Consider the following 17,097-nt stretch of genomic DNA (forward strand, 5'->3'; position numbering starts at 1 on the left):
AACCTTTCGCTAACCTTTCAGCGCGAAAGGTTTGTTACAAGGGGCTTCACAGGCCGCCCGGCAGCGGTACACTCCGCGCCACCGCCCCACCCGAGCAGGGAGAATCCGATGCGTGTGCTGCTGGTCGAAGACCATCTGCAACTGGCCGAAAGCGTGGCCCAGGCCCTCAAGAGCCAAGGCCTGACCGTGGATGTTTTGCATGACGGCGTGGCCGCCGACCTGGCCTTGGCCAGCGAGGACTACGCCGTGGCCGTGCTTGATGTCGGCTTGCCGAGGCTGGACGGGTTCGAGGTGCTGGCGCGTTTGCGCGGGCGCGGCAAGACCCTGCCGGTCTTGATGCTGACCGCGCGCAGCGATGTGAAGGACCGGGTGCACGGGCTCAACCTCGGTGCCGACGATTACCTGGCCAAGCCGTTCGAACTGAGCGAGCTGGAGGCGCGGGTCAAGGCGCTGCTGCGCCGCAGCGTGCTCGGCGGCGAGCGTCAGCAGCGCTGCGGGCCATTGGTTTACGACCTGGACACCCGGCGTTTCAGCCTGGGCGACGAACCGCTGACCCTGACCCAGCGCGAACAGAGTGTGCTCGAAGCGCTGATCGCCCGGCCGGGCCGGGTAATGAGCAAGGAGCAGTTGGCCGCCCAGGTGTTCGGCCTGGACGAAGAGGCCAGCCCTGACGCCATCGAGATCTACATCCACCGCCTGCGCAAGAAGCTCGACGGCCAGCCGGTAGGCATCGTCACCTTCCGCGGCCTGGGTTACCTGCTCGAGCACCGCGATGCGTGACAACGGCAGCCTGCGCGGGCGCCTGTTGGGCAACCTGGCGCTGCTGCTGGTGGTGCTGATGCTGGCCAGCGGCCTGAGTGCCTACTGGAACGGCCGCGAAGCCGCCGACACCGCCTACGACCGCACCCTGCTGGCCTCGGCGCGGACCATCGCCGCCGGCCTGTCGCAGCGTGACGGCACCCTCAGCGCCGATGTGCCCTACGTGGCCCTGGACACCTTCGCCTACGACAGCGCCGGGCGCATCTACTACCAGGTGCTGGACATCAACCAGAAGCTGATTTCCGGCTACGAGCACCTGCCGCCGCCGCCGTCAGGTACCCCGCGCACGGACGACTACCCGGCCCTGGCGCGGTTTTACAACGGCACCTACCTGGGCCAGGACGTGCGCGTGGTCAGCCTGCTCAAGGCGGTCAGCGAGCCGAACATGAACGGCATGGCCGAAATTCGCGTGGCCGAAACCGAAGAAGCGCGGGTGCGCATGGCCCGCAGCCTGATGGCCGATACCTTGCTGCGTTTAGGGATGCTGGCGCTTGGTGCGTTGGTGCTGGTGTGGTTTGCCGTGAGTGCCGCGCTACGCCCGCTGGAGCGCCTGCGCAGCGCCGTGGAGGAGCGCCAGCCCGACGACCTGCGGGCCTTGCCGGTGGTGCAGGTGCAGCGCGAGCTGGGGCCGCTGGTGCGCGCCCTGAACCACTTTACCGAGCGGCTGCGCGGGCAGTTCGAGCGCCAGGCGCAGTTCATCGCCGATGCCGCCCACGAACTGCGCACGCCGCTGGCGGCGCTCAAGGCGCGGGTCGAGCTGGGGCTGCGCTCGAAGGAGGCGGACGAGTGGCGCCAAACCCTTGAATCTGCGGCCCAAGGCACCGACCGTCTGACCCACCTGGCCAACCAGTTGCTGTCGCTGGCGCGGGTCGAGAACGGCGCCCGGGCCATCGCCGAGGGCGGCGCCCAGCGCCTGGACCTGAGCCAGCTGGCCCGCGAGCTGGGCATGGCCATGGCGCCGCTGGCCCATGCCCGGGGTGTGTCCCTGGCGCTGGAGGCCGAGGCGCCGGTGTGGCTCAAGGGTGAGCCGACCTTGCTCAACGAACTGCTCAGCAACCTGGTGGACAACGCCTTGGCGCACACTCCCGCTGGGGGCGATGTGATCTTGCGTGTGCTGGCGCCGGCGGTGCTGGAGGTCGAGGATGATGGCCCCGGAATCCCTGAAGATGAGCGCGAGCGGGTGTTCGAGCGGTTTTACCGGCGCAGTGTGCAGGGCAGTGGCTTGGGCTTGGCCATCGTTGGCGAAATCTGCCGGGCACATCTGGCGCAGATCAGCCTGCATGATGGCGAGAAGGGCGGGTTGAAGGTGCGGGTGAGCTTTATTGCGGATTAAGCCTGTATCCCTGTAGGAGCTGGCTTGCCAGCGATGAGGCCGGCAGCCCTGGCACACAGGTTTGTTTGCAGGCCTGGCCCTATCGCCGGCAAGCCGGCTCCTACAGGTAAAGCGCGGGCCTAGGCTCAGCGCAACATGTTGCGCGCTTCCAGCAACTCGCCGATCTCAAGCTCGGTGCCGTACGGCAGCCCGAGGTGCCGATACGCCGGCAACGCCGCCAATGGCCGGCTGCGGCCCCGCTGGCTCACGCACTTGGCAATCTGCACCACATCGATGTAGTCGACTTTGTCGGTGCGCCGGTCCAGGTCCTGTACCTGGCTCGGCAGCTTCACCAGTTGTTCGGGGAACTCCCACGACGACAGGATCTTGTCACCCAGCACCGGCTGGATCTGTTCGATCACATAGTGCAGGCACACCGGGTCCGAGAGCAGCTCGTTGTGCTCTTCGGCGTAGATCAGCACCGGCAGTGCGCCGATCTGGTGGACCAGCCCGCCCAGGGTGGCCTGGTCGGGCTTCAATTCAGGGGTGTAGCGCCGGCACAGTTCATAGCTGATGCCGGCCACTTCCAGGCTGTTGGCCCAGATATCACGTAATTTGTTCTCCACCGCCGGGGCCCGGGCATGGAAGATCTGCTCGATCACCAGGCCGATGGCCAGGTTGCAGCTGTAGTTGATCCCCAAGCGGGTGATGGCGGTGTGCAGGTCGGTGACTTCGACGGCGGCGCGCAGCAGCGGGCTGTTGACCACCTTGATCAGGCGCGCCGAGAGGGCGGCGTCGCGGCCGATCACCTTGCTCAGGGCCGATACGCTGATCTCGCTGTCCTCGGCGGCCTCGCGAATGCTCAGCGCTACCTCTGGCAGGGTCGGCAGCACCAGGTCGTCGTTGTCGATGGCTGCCAGCAATTGTGCTTGGACCATCTCGGCCAGCTTGTTCATGGACTTCTCTACCGCAAAGGTGGTGCGGCCCCGCAGTGTTGGCGGGGCGGGTTGGTCAGCGTTGGATTTCCCGGTCGCGGTCCAGTTCGTATGGCAGGTCGAGCAGCGTCAGGCGCGGGCCTTCCAGGCTGCCCAGGTGCAGGTTGTCATCGGCCACGGCATCGGCGCTGAGCACTGCCAGCAGCTCGATGTTGTGGCCGGTGCTGGCGGCAATCACCACCTCGCCGACCGACGAGCCGTGGGTGGGCGAAAAGATCTCGGCACCCGGCGCCGGCAGTTCGGCCTGATTGAGCGCCAGGCGGTACTGGCGGCGCTTGAGCTTGCCCAGGTACTGCATGCGCGCGACGATTTCCTGGCCGGTGTAGCAGCCTTTCTTGAAGCTCACGCCGTCAACCGCCTGCAGGTTGATCATCTGCGGGATGAATAGTTCGCGGGTGGGGCCCATGACTTGACCGATACCGGCGCGCACCTGCCCCAGCAGCCAGTCATTGAGCGTGCCTTCGGCCAGCGTGGCGGCGAGTTGTTCGCGCACGGCATCGGCTTGCGTGGCAGGTGCCCACAGCTCGGCACGGCCGACACTTGCGCGGATGGCGATCAGGCCTTCATGACGAACGGTCGCTCCGGTGGCATCCGATAGAGCCAGGCCCAGGGCCTGGAGTGCGGCGTCGCCGTGCTGCAGGCCGAAGCGCACCCAGGCGGCGCTGTCGTCGCTGAGGGTGGCCTTGGAGAATACGGCGTACTTTTTAAGGTCGGCCAGTTGCGCCTCGAGCAGCTCGCCGGCCATGGCCAGCAGGTAGCCGTTGCCTTCGGGCAGAATACGGAAGCTCGACTGCATGCGGCCCTTGACCATGCAGCGGGCGCCAAGGCTCGCGTGGTCATCGCTGAGGTAGTTGATATTGCAGGTCAGCTGGCCTTGCAGGAACTTGCCGGCATCGGAGCCGCGGACAGCGAGGACACCCTCGTGGGTGAGCGTGCAGAAGAAAGCGGAATCGGCCATGGGTCATCGCGGTGGCTTAAAGACTGGCGGCCATCATAGAACGCCGGTAACAAAATAGGTAGGTGACTAGACCAACGCCCGGTGTCGCTTCGCTCGGTGCGCGGTATACTGCGCGACCATTCGAGGAGGGCCCCATGGTCGAACAAACTGAACTCAACCGGCTTTTCTGGCACAGCCGCCGCGGCATGCTGGAGCTCGACGTGCTGCTGGTGCCTTTCACCCAGGAGGTCTACCCGACCCTGAGCGAAGAAGACCGCGAGCTGTACCGTCGCCTGCTGACCTGTGAAGACCAGGACATGTTCGGCTGGTTCATGGAGCGCAACGAATCGGAAGACGCCGAGCTGCAGCGCATGGTTCGCATCATCCTGGACCGTGTCCAGCCCAAGTGACCGTTTCGAATGCCGTTGGCAGGGCTCACGCCTGCTGCTGACGGCCTATGTCGCGAGTTGGGTGGCGGCAATCGTCACCCTGGCTGTCATCTCCATCCCTTTCTGGTTGCGCCTGCTATTGCTGGTGGCTTGCCTTGCCCACGCCTGTTGGGCCATTCCCCGTCGAATCCTGCTGACCCACCCAAGTGCCATAACCGGGCTGCGCCGCGACGCGCGCGGCTGGCAGCTGTTCAGCCAGGCCCAGGGCTGGCAGCCGGTGCGCCTGTGCCGGGACAGCGTGGCGTTACCTGGGCTGGTGGTGCTGAGGTTCGTGCGCCAGGGGCGCTGGTGGGCGCAAGGGCAGTGCGTGGCGCGGGATGCGCTGGAGCATGAGCAGCACAGGCGGCTGCGGGTGAGGCTGAAGTTCAGCCGGCGGCGCTGGGCGCAGGCTTGCGGGCAATAGCCTGCGTTGCAGGTGACCTTCTGTAGGAGCCGGCTTGCCGGCGATCACCGGCAATGCCGGTGCCAGCCGACCCGGCCCTATCGCCGGCAAGCCGGCTCTTACAGGGGGCTGAGAACGGTATCCACCGCCTCCGGCAACATGCCCGGGTAATCCAGGGTGTAGTGCAGCCCGCGGCTCTCCTTGCGCTGCATCGCCGAACGGATCATCAGCTCGGCCACCTGAGCCAGGTTGCGCAGCTCGATCAGGTCGCGGCTGACTTTATAGTTGCTGTAGAACTCGTCGATCTCGTCCAGCAGCATGCGCACCCGGTGCTCGGCGCGCTGCAGGCGCTTGCTGGTGCGCACGATGCCCACGTAGTCCCACATGAACCGGCGCAGCTCATCCCAGTTGTGGGCGATGATCACGTCCTCGTCCGAGTCGGTGACCTGGCTGGCATCCCAGCAGGGCAGGGCGCGCGGCATGCTGACCTGGCCCAGGTGCGCCTCGATGTCGGCTGCGGCGGCGCGGCCATAGACGAAGCATTCGAGCAGCGAGTTGCTGGCCATGCGGTTGGCGCCGTGCAGGCCGGTGCAGCTGGTTTCGCCGATAGCGTACAGGCCGGGCACATCGGTATGGCCGCGGTCGTCGACCATCACGCCGCCGCAGGTGTAGTGGGCGGCCGGCACCACCGGGATGGGTTGGCGGGTGATGTCGATGCCAAAGCCCAGGCAGCGTTCGTACACCGTGGGGAAGTGGCTCTTGATGAAGTCGGCCGGCTTGTGGGTGATGTCCAGGTACACGCAGTCCACGCCCAGGCGTTTCATCTCGTGGTCGATGGCGCGGGCGACGATGTCCCGCGGGGCCAGTTCTTCGCGCGGGTCGAAGCGCGGCATGAAGCGCTCGCCGTTGGGCAGGCGCAGCAGGGCGCCTTCGCCGCGCAGGGCCTCGGTGATCAGGAAACTCTTGGCCTGGGGGTGGTACAGGCAGGTGGGGTGGAACTGGTTGAACTCAAGGTTGGCCACCCGGCAGCCGGCGCGCCAGGCCATGGCGATGCCGTCGCCGCAGGCCCCGTCGGGGTTGCTGGTATAGAGGTAGACCTTGGCCGCACCGCCGGTCGCCAGCACGGTGAAACGCGCACCGAAGGTGTCGACTTCGCCGCTGTTGCGGTCCAGCACGTAGGCGCCCAGGCAGCGTTCGCCGGCAAGGCCCAGGCGGCGCTCGGTGATCAGGTCGACCGCCACGCGCTGTTCCAGCAACTGGATGTTGGGGCGTTTGCGGGCCTGCTCCAGCAAGGTGGTGAAGATCGCCGCGCCGGTGGCATCGGCGGCATGGATGATGCGCCGGTGGCTATGGCCGCCCTCACGGGTGAGGTGGAACTCGAAGCCGCCGTCATCGACGCTGTAGTGCTCGTCGCGGGTGAACGGCACGCCCTGCTCGATCAGCCATTGGATGGCTTCGCGGCTGTGCTCGACGGTGAAACGCACGGCGTCTTCGTCGCACAGGCCGCCGCCGGCGTTGAGGGTATCCTCGACATGGGACTGCACGGTGTCGGTGTCGTCGAGCACCGCCGCGACGCCGCCCTGGGCCCAGAAGGTCGAGCCGTTGGCCAGGTCGCCCTTGCTCAGCACGGCAATGCGCAGGTGGCCGGGAAGGTTCAGTGCCAGGCTCAGGCCAGCGGCACCGCTGCCGATCACCAGGACATCATGTTGGAATTGTTGGCTCATGTCGGGGCACTAGTAATCTTTGGAGGGGGCGCGGCACAATAGTCGAGCGCAGATGGCATTGTGAAACTATCGTGAAATCGGGCCGGGATGCCTTTATAGCAGCCATAGGTGCCTGATTTCCAATGGCGCTTGCGTGCCGCTGGCGATCTTCTTGGGAACTTTCCTACACCCGCGGAAATCCTATGAAGGCTGCCCGCACGCCACATTTTGCCGCGGCGACGCAGGGCGGCAGCTCTATCTTGGGCTGGCACCTGTGTAACGAAACCTGATTATCGACGCAGCCGGCCGTGACCGCGCTGCGACTTTCGTGCGAGCCGACCAAGGGCCGCAGGAAACTTGCTTGGAGGGGGAGAACTTTTGCGCAAAGCCCGAGTCTATGGTTGCAAGCCTGAACGATGGCAATCGCAACGCTCCTTCGAGCTTACTGAGGAGTGTTCATGCTAACCCAGGAAGAGGATCAGCAGCTTGTCGAGCGCGTGCAGCGCGGCGACAGGCGAGCGTTCGATCTGTTGGTGCTGAAGTATCAGCACAAGATTCTCGGGTTGATCGTGCGTTTCGTACACGACACCCATGAAGCGCAGGACGTGGCGCAGGAAGCCTTCATCAAGGCTTACCGGGCGCTCGGGAATTTCCGCGGTGACAGTGCTTTTTATACCTGGCTGTACCGCATCGCCATCAACACGGCGAAGAACTATCTGGTGTCCCGTGGAAGACGGCCGCCAGACAGCGATGTGAGCTCCGAGGATGCGGAGTTTTACGACGGCGATCATGGTCTCAAGGATCTCGAGTCCCCAGAACGCTCGTTGTTGCGGGATGAAATCGAAGGCACTGTCCATCGCACCATCCAGCAACTGCCGGAAGATTTGCGTACGGCCCTGACGCTGCGTGAGTTTGATGGTCTGAGTTACGAGGACATTGCCAGTGTCATGCAATGCCCGGTGGGTACCGTGCGCTCTCGAATCTTCCGCGCTCGGGAGGCCATAGATAAAGCCCTGCAACCTCTGTTGCAGGACACCTGAGACAGCGGCGACAGCCAAGAGAGGAACCGCCATGAGTCGTGAAGCTTTGCAGGAATCGCTGTCCGCGGTAATGGATAACGAAGCGGACGAACTGGAACTGCGTCGGGTATTGAATGCCGTCGACGATGCCGAAACCCGTGCCACCTGGTCGCGTTACCAGGTAGCCCGTGCAGCCATGCACAAGGAACTGCTGCTGCCCAAGCTGGATATTGCCTCGGCAGTCTCTGCGGCGCTGGCCGACGAGGCCGTGCCGGCCAAGGTCAAGCAGGGCCCGTGGCGCAGCATCGGCCGCCTGGCCGTGGCCGCTTCGGTGACCGTTGCCGTGCTGGCGGGCGTGCGCTTCTACAACCAGGACGAAATCACCGGTGCGGAACTGGCTGCCCAGCAGCCCGTACAGCAAGGCCTGAGCGTGCCACAGGCACAAGGCCCGGCCGTACTGGCAGGCTATAGTGAAGTCAGCGAGCAGGCTACCGGCCCGATGGCCAACGGTGTGCTGCAAAACCAGGCCGGTTGGGACAAGCGTCTGCCGGACTACCTGCGCCAGCACGCTCAGGAATCCGCGCTCAAGGGCACTGAAACCGCCTTGCCTTACGCTCGCGCCGCCAGCCTGGAAAACCGCTAGTAAGGAGGATCATGCGCGCGCTCCCTCTTCTGTCGCTGCTGCTTGGCAGCAGCCTGGCAGTGCAGGCCCTGGCCGCCAACTCCTCGCCCGAGGCGAGTGAGTGGCTGAACAAGCTGGCCCGGGCCGAACAAGCGCAGAGCTACCAGGGTTCGTTCGTCTACGAACGCAATGGCAGCTTTTCCAGCCACGATATCTGGCATCGCGTCCAGGCCGGCAAGGTCAGCGAACGGCTATTGCAGCTCGATGGCGCGGCCCAGGAAATCGTGCGTGTGGATGGCAAGGTGCAATGCGTCAGCGGCGCCTTGGTCAGCGGAGTGGGCACCCCGCCCGATTCTGCTGCGCGCGTGCTCGACCCCCTCAAGCTGATGAGCTGGTACGACCTGAGCGTCGCGGGGAAGTCCCGCGTCGCCGGGCGTGATGCGGTGATCGTCACCCTGCGCCCGCGCGATCAGCACCGCTACGCCTTCGAATTGCACCTGGACCGCCAGACCGGCCTGCCGCTGCGCTCGTTGATGCTCAACGACAAGGGGCAGTTGCTCGAGCGCTTCCAGATGACCCGCCTGGACACCGACGACACCCTCACCGATGCCGATTTGGCCGGCAGCGCCGCGTGCAAGCCGGTTGAGCCGGTGGCGGCCACCACTGCCGAAGCCGTTGCCGGTTGGCGCTCCGACTGGCTGCCGCCGGGTTTCGAGCTGATCAACAGCAGCGTGCGCCGTGACCCCGAGCGCAAGAGCACGGTCAGCAGCCTGATGTACGACGATGGCCTGGCGCGTTTCTCGGTGTTCCTTGAGCCTGTCAGCGAAGGGGCGGGCACCGATACCCGCGCCCAGCTTGGCCCAACCGTCGCGGTTTCGCGCCACCTCACCACGCCCAAGGGCAAGGTGATGGTCACTGTGGTCGGCGAGATTCCGCTGGGCACTGCCGAGCGCGTGGCGCTGTCGATGCGGGCCCAGGATGCCCAGGCCAGTCAATGACGGTGGTCTTCCTGACAGCTTCTGTTACACAGTGCTGACATGAAATTAACGCATTGTCATTTGCAATCCAGCCGCAAATTTTCTATAGGTCAGGCTTCTCGGAGTCTGGCCTTTCCTGCGTTTGCAGGGCCTTACTGCTAACTACGCTCGTTGTGACGGGAGCCGTATGTCAATACCACGCTTGAAAACCTACCTATCGATGTTCGCCGCCGTGCTGATGCTCGGCCAGGTGCTCACCGCCCAGGCCGAGGAGTCGCTGCCCGACTTCACCACCCTGGTCGAGCAGGCCTCGCCGGCCGTGGTCAACATCAGTACCAAGCAGAAGCTGCCGGACCGCCGCGTCGCCGCTGGGCAGATGCCCGACCTCGAAGGCCTGCCGCCGATGTTCCGCGAGTTCTTCGAGCGCAACATGCCGCAGCAGCCGCGTTCGCCCCGTGGCGACCGCCAGCGTGAGGCGCAGTCGTTGGGCTCGGGGTTCATCATTTCCAGCGATGGTTACGTGCTGACCAACAACCACGTGGTTGCTGACGCCGACGAGATCATCGTGCGCCTGTCCGACCGCAGCGAGCTGCAAGCCAAGCTGGTGGGCACTGACCCGCGCACCGACGTGGCCCTGCTCAAGGTCGAGGGCAAGAACCTGCCGATCGTCAAATTGGGCGATTCCGAGAAGCTCAAGGTGGGTGAGTGGGTGCTGGCCATCGGTTCGCCGTTCGGTTTCGACCATTCGGTGACCAAAGGTATCGTCAGCGCCAAGGGCCGCACCCTGCCCAACGACACCTACGTGCCGTTCATCCAGACCGACGTGGCCATCAACCCGGGTAACTCCGGTGGCCCGCTGTTCAACATGAAGGGCGAGGTGGTGGGTATCAACTCACAGATCTTCACCCGTTCCGGCGGCTTCATGGGCCTGTCCTTCGCCATCCCGATCGACGTCGCCATCGATGTCTCCAACCAGTTGAAGAAAGACGGCAAGGTCAGCCGCGGCTGGCTGGGCGTGGTCATCCAGGAGGTCAACAAGGACCTCGCTGAATCCTTCGGCCTGGACAAGCCGGCCGGTGCGCTGGTAGCCCAGGTGCTGGAGAACGGCCCGGCCGCCAAGGGTGGGCTCAAGGTGGGCGACGTGATCCTCAGCATGAACGGCAAGCCGATCGTCATGTCGGCTGATCTGCCGCACCTGGTTGGCAGCCTGAAAGACGGCGAGAAGGCCAAGCTGGAAATCATTCGTGATGGCAAGCCCCAGACCCTCGATGTGACCGTGGGGGCCATGCCGGATGACGATGCCGACATCGGCACCGGTGGCGAAGGCAGCGCCGAGCGCAGCAGCAACCGCCTGGGCGTTTCGGTGGCTGACCTCAGCGCCGAACAGAAGAAGTCGCTGGAGCTCAAGGGCGGCGTGGTCATCAAGGAAGTGCAGGACGGCCCGGCAGCGCTGATCGGCCTGCGCCCGGGTGATGTCATCAGCCACCTGAACAACCAGGCCATCGGCTCGGCCAAGGAATTCACCGAAATTGCCAAGGGCCTGCCGAAGAACCGTTCGGTGTCGATGCGTGTACTGCGTCAGGGCCGTGCCAGCTTCATCACCTTCAAGTTGGCTGAATAAGCTGATTACAAAGTAGGAAAAGGGCAGCTTCGGCTGCCCTTTTACGTAGCAGTCAATATCACAAAGCTCTACGTGGGAGCGGGCTTGCCCCGCGATGAGGCCTGATCAGGCAGTACGGGGGCCTGGTCGGGCCTCATCGCGGGGCAAGCCCGCTCCCACAAGGGATGTAGAGCAGCCGATAGAGGAATCTCCCATATCCCTGCGGCTTGAGGTACAATTCCCGGCTATTTTTCGGCGGGCGTCCGGCTCGCAGCCTTTTCGAGTGTTGACCCGTGAGTGATTTGAGTCATATCCGCAATTTCTCCATCATCGCCCACATCGACCATGGCAAGTCGACGCTGGCCGACCGTTTCATCCAGATGTGCGGTGGCCTGTCGGCGCGCGAAATGGAGGCCCAGGTCCTCGACTCCATGGACCTGGAGCGCGAGCGCGGGATCACCATCAAGGCCCACAGCGTCACCCTGCACTACAAGGCGCAGGACGGCAAAACCTACCAGCTGAACTTCATCGATACCCCCGGCCACGTCGACTTCACCTATGAAGTTTCGCGTTCGCTGGCGGCGTGCGAGGGTGCCTTGCTGGTGGTCGATGCAGGCCAGGGCGTCGAAGCCCAGTCGGTAGCCAACTGCTACACCGCCATCGAGCAGGGCCTGGAAGTCATGCCGGTGCTGAACAAGATGGACCTGCCCCAGGCCGACCCGGACCGCGTCAAGGACGAGATCGAGAAGATCATCGGCATCGACGCCACCGACGCCGTGGCCTGCAGCGCCAAGAGCGGCATGGGCGTGGACGAAGTGCTCGAGCGCCTGGTGCACACCATCCCCGCCCCTGAAGGCGAAATCGACGCGCCGTTGCAGGCGCTGATCATCGACTCCTGGTTCGACAACTACCTGGGCGTGGTCTCGCTGGTGCGCGTGCGCCAGGGCCGGGTCAAGAAAGGCGACAAGATCCTGGTCAAGTCCACCGGCAAGGTGCACCTGGTCGACAGCGTCGGCGTGTTCACCCCGAAACACACGCAAACCGCCGACCTGAAAGCCGGTGAAGTGGGCTTCATCATCGCCAGCATCAAGGACATTCACGGCGCGCCGGTAGGTGACACCCTGACCCTGTCCTCGACCCCTGAGGTCGAAGTGCTGGCCGGCTTCAAGAAAATCCAGCCGCAGGTCTACGCCGGCCTGTTCCCGGTCAGCTCCGACGACTTCGAAGACTTCCGCGACGCGCTGCAAAAGCTGACCCTCAACGACTCGTCGCTGCAGTACATGCCGGAAAGCTCCGATGCACTGGGCTTCGGCTTCCGTTGCGGCTTCCTCGGCATGCTGCACATGGAGATCATCCAGGAGCGCCTGGAGCGCGAATACGACCTGGACCTGATCACCACCGCACCAAGCGTAATCTACGAGCTGGAGCTGAAAACCGGCGAAACCATCATCGTCGACAACCCGTCGAAGCTGCCGGACGTCTCGTCGGTCACCGATTTCCGCGAGCCGATCGTCACCGCCACCATCCTCGTGCCCCAGGAACACCTGGGCAACGTCATCACCCTGTGCATCGAAAAACGCGGTGTGCAGCGCGACATGCAGTTCCTCGGCAGCCAGGTGCAAGTGCGCTATGACATGCCGATGAACGAGGTGGTGCTGGACTTCTTCGACCGCCTCAAGTCCACCAGCCGCGGCTACGCTTCGCTGGACTATCATTTCGATCGCTACCAGTCGGCCAACCTGGTCAAGCTGGACGTGCTGATCAACGGTGACAAGGTCGATGCCCTGGCACTGATCGTGCACCGTGACAACGCCGCCTACAAAGGCCGCGCGTTGACCGAGAAGATGAAGGAACTGATCCCTCGCCAGATGTTCGACGTGGCGATCCAGGCAGCCATCGGCGGCCAGATCATCGCGCGGACAACCGTCAAGGCGCTCAGAAAGAACGTACTGGCCAAATGCTACGGTGGCGACGTCAGCCGTAAGAAAAAGCTGCTCGAGAAGCAGAAGGCCGGTAAGAAACGCATGAAACAGGTGGGTAACGTGGAGATTCCACAGGAAGCCTTCCTCGCCGTGCTCAGGTTGGATAGCTAGGTCCTATGTCGCTAAATTTCCCGCTGTTGCTCGTCATTGCCGTAGCCGTCTGTGGCCTGTTGGGCCTGATCGACCTGCTGTTCCTGGCCCCGCGCCGGCGGGCGGCGATCGCCACCTACCAGGGCAGCGTCACCCAGCCAGAAATGGCCGTGGTGGAGCGGCTGAACAAGGAACCATTGCTGGTGGAGTACGGCAAGTCGTTCTTCCCGGTACTGTTCATCGTGCTGGTGCTGCGCTCGTTCCTGGTCGAGCCGTTCCAGATCCCTTCGGGGTCGATGAAGCCGACCCTCGAAGTGGGCGACTTCATCCTGGTGAACAAGTTCTCCTACGGCATTCGCCTGCCGGTGATCGACAAGAAGGTCATCGAAGTGGGTGACCCGCAACGCGGCGATGTGATGGTGTTCCGCTACCCGAGCGACCCGAACGTCAACTACATCAAGCGTGTGGTCGGCCTGCCGGGCGACCAGATCAGCTACACCAATGACAAGCGCCTGTTCGTCAATGGCCAGCCGGTCGCTGAACAGCTGGTCGGCAGCGAGCCGGGCACCTTGGGCAGCGCTCAGCTGTACAAGGAGAAACTGGGCGAGGCCGAGCACCTGATCCGCAAGGAAATGACCCGTTACCGCATGCCGCCGGACCAGCAATGGACCGTGCCGGCAGGGCATTACTTCATGATGGGCGACAACCGCGACAACTCCAACGACAGCCGCTACTGGGATGACCCGAACATCCCGAAAGAACTGCACGGCATGGTTCCGGACCGGAACATCGTCGGCAAGGCCTTCGCGGTATGGATGAGCTGGCCGGAACCAAAACTGAGCCACTTGCCGAACCTGTCGCGGGTCGGCCTGATCCACTGAGCATCGACGGCGCTGTCTGCGGACAGCGCCGATTGCATTTCTGACATAGGCTTGTGTTCTCAAGGACCGAGTTCTCGCCGTTTGCACGACGAGCACAGCCAAACCGTCTTTCAGGATGTTGATTTGAATAACCCGTTGAACACCGCTGGAGTGGCCCGATGAGCGCCTCTCTCGACCGCCTGGAGCGCAAGCTCGGCTACACCTTCAAGAACCAGGAGCTGATGCTGCTGGCCCTGACTCACCGCAGCTATGCCGGGCGCAACAACGAGCGCCTGGAATTCCTCGGTGACGCCATTCTCAACTTCGTGGCCGGCGAAGCGCTGTTCGAGCGCTTCCCTCAGGCCCGCGAAGGCCAGCTGTCGCGCCTGCGCGCACGCCTGGTCAAGGGCGAGACCCTGGCCCGCCTGGCCCGTGGCTTCGATTTGGGTGAATACCTGCGCCTTGGCTCGGGCGAGCTCAAGAGCGGCGGTTTTCGCCGTGAGTCGATTCTCGCTGACGCCCTTGAGGGCCTGATTGGCGCGATCTACCAGGACGCCGACATGCAGACCGCCCGCGAGCGGATCCTCGCCTGGCTGGCCGACGAGTTCGACGGCCTCACCCTGGTAGACACCAACAAGGACCCGAAAACCCGCCTGCAGGAATTCCTGCAGTCCCGTGCCTGCGAACTGCCACGCTACGAAGTGGTGGACATCCAGGGCGAACCGCACTGCCGGACCTTCTTCGTCGAATGCGAAGTGGTGCTGCTGAACAACAAGAGCCGTGGCCAGGGCGTGAGCCGGCGTATCGCCGAACAGGTCGCCGCCGCCGCTGCATTGATCGCCCTGGGCGTGGAGAATGGCAATGACTGAGAACACTTCGACCCGCTGTGGCTATGTAGCCATCGTCGGTCGCCCGAACGTGGGCAAGTCCACGCTGCTCAACCACATCCTCGGGCAAAAGCTCGCGATCACCTCGCGCAAGCCGCAGACCACCCGCCACAACATGCTCGGCATCAAGACCGAGGGTGACGTGCAGGCGATCTACGTCGATACCCCCGGCATGCACAAGGCCAACGACAAGGCCCTGAACCGCTACATGAACCGCAACGCCTCGGCGGCGCTCAAAGACGTCGATGTGGTGATCTTCGTGGTCGACCGCACCAAGTGGACCGACGAGGACCAACTGGTGCTGGAGCGCGTGCAGTACGTCACCGGCCCGCTGATCATCGCGGTCAACAAGACCGACCGCATGGAAGAGAAGGCCGAGCTGATCCCGCACCTGCAGTGGCTGCAGGAGCAACTGCCCAACGCCGAAGTGATGCCGATTTCCGCGCAGCAGGGGCATAACCTCGAGGCGCTGGAAGCGCAGATCGCCAAGCACCTGCCGGAAAACGAGCACTTCTTCCCCGAAGACCAGATCACCGACCGCAGCAGCCGCTTCCTGGCCGCCGAACTGGTACGCGAGAAGATCATGCGCCAGCTGGGTGCGGAGCTGCCGTACCAGATCACCGTGGAAATCGAAGAGTTCAAGCAGCAGGGCCATGTGCTGCACATCCATGCGCTGATCCTGGTGGAACGCGACGGCCAGAAGAAGATCATCATTGGCGACAAGGGCGAGCGCATCAAGCGCATCGGCTCCGAGGCGCGCAAGGACATGGAAGTGCTGTTCGACTCCAAGGTCATGCTCAACCTGTGGGTCAAGGTCAAGGGCGGCTGGTCCGACGACGAACGCGCCTTGCGTTCGCTGGGTTACGGCGACCTGTAACTGTCAGGCTTGCCCCGTATCTCTTGTGGGAGCGGGCTTGCCCCGCGATGGCGATCGCGGGGCAAGCCCGCTCCCACAAGCATTTCTGGCATTGAGTGATCCCCCATGGACCAACCCACCCCGCAACCCGCCTATGTGCTGCACAGCCGCGCCTACAAGGAAACCAGCGCGCTGGTGGACTTCCTCACCCCCCAGGGGCGAGTGCGCGCGGTACTGCGCCGGGCGCGGGGCAAGGGTGGCAGCCTGGTGCGCCCGTTCGTGCCGCTGGAGGTGGAGCTGCGCGGGCGCGGCGAGCTGAAGAACGTCGGGCGCCTGGACAGCAGCGGCATCGCTGCCTGGCTGCACGGCGACGCGTTGTTCAGCGGGCTGTACCTCAACGAACTGTTGATGCGCCTGCTGCCCGCCGAAGCGCCGCACCCTGCACTGTTCGAGCACTACACCCTCACGCTCCAGGCTTTGGCCGCCGGCCGGCCACTGGAACCTTTGCTGCGTTCGTTCGAATGGCGCCTGCTGGACGAGCTGGGCTACGCCTTCGCCCTGGACCACGACGCCAACGGCCTGCCAGTGGTCGACGAGGGGCTTTACCGCTTGCAGGTGGACGCAGGCCTTGAGCGCGTCGAGCTGTTCCAGCCCGGCCTGTTCAAGGGCGCCGAGCTGCTGGCCCTGGCCCAGGCCGAGTGGGAGGCGCCCGGCGCCTTGCTGGCCGCCAAGCGCCTGATGCGCCAGGCCCTGGCCGTTCATCTGGGGCCCAAGCCGCTGGTCAGCCGGGAACTGTTTCGCAAGCGTTGATCAGCACGTATGCTGTCGGCCTCAACCCTCAGGAGTGCCCCTTCGTGACTCACAGCAACCGCATGCTTCTTGGCGTCAACATCGACCACGTGGCGACCCTGCGCCAGGCCCGGGGCACGCGTTACCCAGACCCGGTCAAGGCCGCGCTGGACGCCGAGGAAGCGGGTGCCGACGGCATCACTGTGCACCTGCGCGAAGACCGCCGGCATATCCAGGAGCGTGACGTGGTGGTGCTCAAGGACGTGCTGCAGACCCGCATGAACTTCGAGATGGGCGTCACCGAAGAGATGATGGCGTTCGCCGAGAAGATCCGCCCGGCGCACATCTGCCTGGTGCCGGAAACCCGCCAGGAGCTGACCACAGAAGGTGGCCTGGATGTGGCCGGCCAGGAAGCACGCATCAAGGCCGCAGTGGAGCGCCTGGCGCGCACCGGCGCCGAGGTGTCGCTGTTCATCGATGCCGACGAGCGGCAGATCGAGGCCTCGCGCCGCGTGGGTGCCCCGGCCATCGAGCTGCACACCGGCCGCTACGCCGATGCCGAAACGCCAACCGAAGTGGCCGATGAGCTGCAACGCATCAAGGATGGCGTGGCCTTTGGCCTCGGCCAGGGCCTGATCGTCAACGCCGGCCACGGCCTGCACTACCACAACGTCGAGGCGGTGGCGGCGATCAAGGGCATCAACGAGCTGAACATCGGCCACGCGCTGGTGGCCCATGCGCTGTTCGTCGGCTTCAAGGCCGCAGTGGCCGAAATGAAGGCGCTGATCGTCGCTGCTTCGCGCTGACACCTAGGCCGC

Annotated in this window: 17 protein-coding genes; 14 read left to right on the plus strand and 3 right to left on the minus strand. The window is 64.4% G+C overall.

Features of this window, described 5'->3' with window-relative positions:
- Positions 1-108: 108 nt before the first annotated feature.
- Complete coding sequence (locus ACI2KK_RS05370) at positions 109-780, plus strand: response regulator (protein WP_404668159.1); 672 nt, start codon at positions 109-111, stop codon at positions 778-780.
- The gene (locus ACI2KK_RS05375) at positions 773-2,152 is read left to right on the plus strand and encodes a sensor histidine kinase (protein ID WP_404668160.1); all 1,380 of its coding nucleotides are present in this window, start codon (positions 773-775) and stop codon (positions 2,150-2,152) included. The genes ACI2KK_RS05370 and ACI2KK_RS05375 overlap by 8 nt, the downstream gene beginning before the upstream one ends.
- Positions 2,153-2,277: 125 nt before the next feature.
- Here ACI2KK_RS05375 and ACI2KK_RS05380 read toward each other — a convergent pair whose 3' ends face one another.
- Both ACI2KK_RS05380 and ACI2KK_RS05385 read right to left on the minus strand, forming a co-directional pair.
- Positions 2,278-3,087 carry an HDOD domain-containing protein gene (locus ACI2KK_RS05380; RefSeq protein WP_404668161.1) on the minus strand — a complete coding sequence of 270 codons (810 nt, stop codon included), beginning with the start codon at positions 3,085-3,087 and terminating at the stop codon, positions 2,278-2,280.
- Between the two features lie 55 nt (positions 3,088-3,142).
- Entirely contained in the window at positions 3,143-4,084 is a 942-nt protein-coding gene (locus ACI2KK_RS05385) for a YgfZ/GcvT domain-containing protein (RefSeq protein ID WP_404668162.1), read from the minus strand.
- A 134-nt stretch (positions 4,085-4,218) separates the two neighbouring features.
- Here ACI2KK_RS05385 and ACI2KK_RS05390 point away from each other — a divergent pair, with 134 nt between their 5' ends.
- Positions 4,219-4,473: a succinate dehydrogenase assembly factor 2 gene (locus tag ACI2KK_RS05390; RefSeq protein ID WP_217842042.1), complete on the plus strand. Its 255-nt coding sequence runs from the start codon at positions 4,219-4,221 to the stop codon at positions 4,471-4,473.
- Positions 4,457-4,915, plus strand: a complete 459-nt coding sequence (locus ACI2KK_RS05395) for a protein YgfX (protein WP_404668163.1) — start codon at positions 4,457-4,459, stop codon at positions 4,913-4,915. The genes ACI2KK_RS05390 and ACI2KK_RS05395 overlap by 17 nt, the downstream gene beginning before the upstream one ends.
- A gap of 98 nt (positions 4,916-5,013) precedes the next feature.
- Here the strand turns inward: ACI2KK_RS05395 and nadB are convergent, their stop codons facing one another.
- Positions 5,014-6,618 carry an L-aspartate oxidase gene (gene nadB, locus ACI2KK_RS05400; protein WP_404668164.1) on the minus strand — a complete coding sequence of 535 codons (1,605 nt, stop codon included), beginning with the start codon at positions 6,616-6,618 and terminating at the stop codon, positions 5,014-5,016.
- Between the two features lie 437 nt (positions 6,619-7,055).
- On the opposite strand from nadB, the gene rpoE reads away from it, so the two are divergent.
- The 10 genes from rpoE (at position 7,056) to pdxJ (ending at position 17,085) form a co-directional block, all read left to right on the plus strand.
- The gene (gene rpoE, locus ACI2KK_RS05405; RefSeq protein ID WP_008094990.1) at positions 7,056-7,637 is read left to right on the plus strand and encodes an RNA polymerase sigma factor RpoE; all 582 of its coding nucleotides are present in this window, start codon (positions 7,056-7,058) and stop codon (positions 7,635-7,637) included.
- A gap of 31 nt (positions 7,638-7,668) precedes the next feature.
- The gene (locus ACI2KK_RS05410) at positions 7,669-8,259 is read left to right on the plus strand and encodes a sigma-E factor negative regulatory protein (protein ID WP_404668165.1); all 591 of its coding nucleotides are present in this window, start codon (positions 7,669-7,671) and stop codon (positions 8,257-8,259) included.
- Positions 8,260-8,270: 11 nt separating this feature from the next.
- Positions 8,271-9,236 carry a MucB/RseB C-terminal domain-containing protein gene (locus ACI2KK_RS05415; RefSeq protein WP_404668166.1) on the plus strand — a complete coding sequence of 322 codons (966 nt, stop codon included), beginning with the start codon at positions 8,271-8,273 and terminating at the stop codon, positions 9,234-9,236.
- A 199-nt stretch (positions 9,237-9,435) separates the two neighbouring features.
- The gene (locus ACI2KK_RS05420; protein ID WP_404668222.1) at positions 9,436-10,836 is read left to right on the plus strand and encodes a DegQ family serine endoprotease; all 1,401 of its coding nucleotides are present in this window, start codon (positions 9,436-9,438) and stop codon (positions 10,834-10,836) included.
- 272 nt (positions 10,837-11,108) lie between these two features.
- Entirely contained in the window at positions 11,109-12,908 is a 1,800-nt protein-coding gene (lepA, locus tag ACI2KK_RS05425) for a translation elongation factor 4 (RefSeq protein WP_024717450.1), read from the plus strand.
- A gap of 5 nt (positions 12,909-12,913) precedes the next feature.
- Positions 12,914-13,768, plus strand: coding sequence for a signal peptidase I (gene lepB / locus ACI2KK_RS05430; RefSeq protein WP_217842048.1), 855 nt, complete (start codon positions 12,914-12,916; stop codon positions 13,766-13,768).
- 158 nt (positions 13,769-13,926) lie between these two features.
- Positions 13,927-14,616, plus strand: coding sequence for a ribonuclease III (rnc, locus tag ACI2KK_RS05435; protein ID WP_404668167.1), 690 nt, complete (start codon positions 13,927-13,929; stop codon positions 14,614-14,616).
- Positions 14,609-15,511, plus strand: a complete 903-nt coding sequence (gene era / locus ACI2KK_RS05440) for a GTPase Era (RefSeq protein ID WP_028690122.1) — start codon at positions 14,609-14,611, stop codon at positions 15,509-15,511. Before rnc ends, era begins: the two co-directional genes overlap by 8 nt.
- 105 nt (positions 15,512-15,616) lie before the next feature.
- Positions 15,617-16,300, plus strand: a complete 684-nt coding sequence (gene recO / locus ACI2KK_RS05445) for a DNA repair protein RecO (RefSeq protein ID WP_404668168.1) — start codon at positions 15,617-15,619, stop codon at positions 16,298-16,300.
- Positions 16,301-16,362: 62 nt separating this feature from the next.
- Complete coding sequence (pdxJ, locus tag ACI2KK_RS05450) at positions 16,363-17,085, plus strand: pyridoxine 5'-phosphate synthase (RefSeq protein WP_404668223.1); 723 nt, start codon at positions 16,363-16,365, stop codon at positions 17,083-17,085.
- Positions 17,086-17,097: the final 12 nt, after the last annotated feature.

The organism is Pseudomonas sp. NPDC089406 (assembly GCF_044900265.1).
Lineage (GTDB): Bacteria > Pseudomonadota > Gammaproteobacteria > Pseudomonadales > Pseudomonadaceae > Aquipseudomonas > Aquipseudomonas fakonensis.

Coding starts and splice junctions, on each gene's coding strand:
- era (WP_028690122.1), top strand. CDS start 14,609: ATGACTGAGAACACTTCGACCCGCTGTGGCTATGTAGCCATCGTCGGT.
- ACI2KK_RS05375 (WP_404668160.1), top strand. CDS start 773: ATGCGTGACAACGGCAGCCTGCGCGGGCGCCTGTTGGGCAACCTGGCG.
- lepB (WP_217842048.1), top strand. CDS start 12,914: ATGTCGCTAAATTTCCCGCTGTTGCTCGTCATTGCCGTAGCCGTCTGT.
- rpoE (WP_008094990.1), top strand. CDS start 7,056: ATGCTAACCCAGGAAGAGGATCAGCAGCTTGTCGAGCGCGTGCAGCGC.
- ACI2KK_RS05420 (WP_404668222.1), top strand. CDS start 9,436: ATGTTCGCCGCCGTGCTGATGCTCGGCCAGGTGCTCACCGCCCAGGCC.
- rnc (WP_404668167.1), top strand. CDS start 13,927: ATGAGCGCCTCTCTCGACCGCCTGGAGCGCAAGCTCGGCTACACCTTC.
- ACI2KK_RS05390 (WP_217842042.1), top strand. CDS start 4,219: ATGGTCGAACAAACTGAACTCAACCGGCTTTTCTGGCACAGCCGCCGC.
- ACI2KK_RS05385 (WP_404668162.1), bottom strand. CDS start 4,084: ATGGCCGATTCCGCTTTCTTCTGCACGCTCACCCACGAGGGTGTCCTC.
- ACI2KK_RS05410 (WP_404668165.1), top strand. CDS start 7,669: ATGAGTCGTGAAGCTTTGCAGGAATCGCTGTCCGCGGTAATGGATAAC.
- nadB (WP_404668164.1), bottom strand. CDS start 6,618: ATGAGCCAACAATTCCAACATGATGTCCTGGTGATCGGCAGCGGTGCC.
- recO (WP_404668168.1), top strand. CDS start 15,617: ATGGACCAACCCACCCCGCAACCCGCCTATGTGCTGCACAGCCGCGCC.
- ACI2KK_RS05380 (WP_404668161.1), bottom strand. CDS start 3,087: ATGAACAAGCTGGCCGAGATGGTCCAAGCACAATTGCTGGCAGCCATC.
- ACI2KK_RS05370 (WP_404668159.1), top strand. CDS start 109: ATGCGTGTGCTGCTGGTCGAAGACCATCTGCAACTGGCCGAAAGCGTG.
- ACI2KK_RS05415 (WP_404668166.1), top strand. CDS start 8,271: ATGCGCGCGCTCCCTCTTCTGTCGCTGCTGCTTGGCAGCAGCCTGGCA.
- pdxJ (WP_404668223.1), top strand. CDS start 16,363: ATGCTTCTTGGCGTCAACATCGACCACGTGGCGACCCTGCGCCAGGCC.